This window comes from Arthrobacter vasquezii, assembly GCF_029455255.1.
Lineage (GTDB): Bacteria > Actinomycetota > Actinomycetes > Actinomycetales > Micrococcaceae > Arthrobacter_D > Arthrobacter_D parietis.
In genome coordinates this window covers 1-647 of the sequence record NZ_JAROKN010000134.1, presented here as the reverse complement: position 1 = coordinate 647, position 647 = coordinate 1, and the positions used below count along the sequence as shown (strand labels likewise).

Sequence of the window (647 nt, the reverse complement as noted above, 5' to 3'; positions counted from 1 at the left end):
TTGGTAGAGGCCAACCGGTTCGGACAGCAACTGTTCCTAGCGAATCTCCGACATGCCAGAGTGGGGCAGCACCGCGGCACCCGACGGAAGCGCACAAAGCCCCCCATCACAAGCCCAGCACCAACCTTCGAAGCGTTCGACCACCGCCAACTCACCCTGTTCCCGGCATTTCGCAACCTTGCCAACGGAGCCATCCATGGGTTCCCGGCACCTGCTGAACCGAAAATGGCTGCATTCCTGAATCAATTCCTGATCGAACACGCCCGCGACCACGGGTGGAGTCTCACAACCACGAAAAGGACACGTCGCGGACTGGCCATCGCGCTTGGCCTGCAGGACACTCCCGGCGCCCCGCTACTCGCCACTGACCTCGTGAACCTGCAAAGTATTGGAATCACGTCCCTTCGGCTGCAGGAAGTCTGCGCAGCAGCAGGCCTGCTCGACGACGACAGAGAATCCGCCGTAGACAGATGGTTTGAGACCACCGTGTCTGAACTGCCAAAACAGATAAGGACCGAGCTCGAGCGCTGGTACACCATCATGCTCAAAGGCAGCAACACCCCGCCCCGCAGCAAGCCCCGCTCAGAAACAACAACGCGCCTATACCTGCGCTGGTCTCTGCCTGCCCTGCAAACTTGGGCCGCCGC

General features: G+C 60.7%; 1 pseudogene. It reads left to right on the top strand.

Annotated elements, in window-relative coordinates:
• Positions 1 to 225 precede the first annotated feature (225 nt).
• Positions 226 to 647, top strand: a pseudogene (locus P4U43_RS17965) (hypothetical protein); the annotation flags it as partial.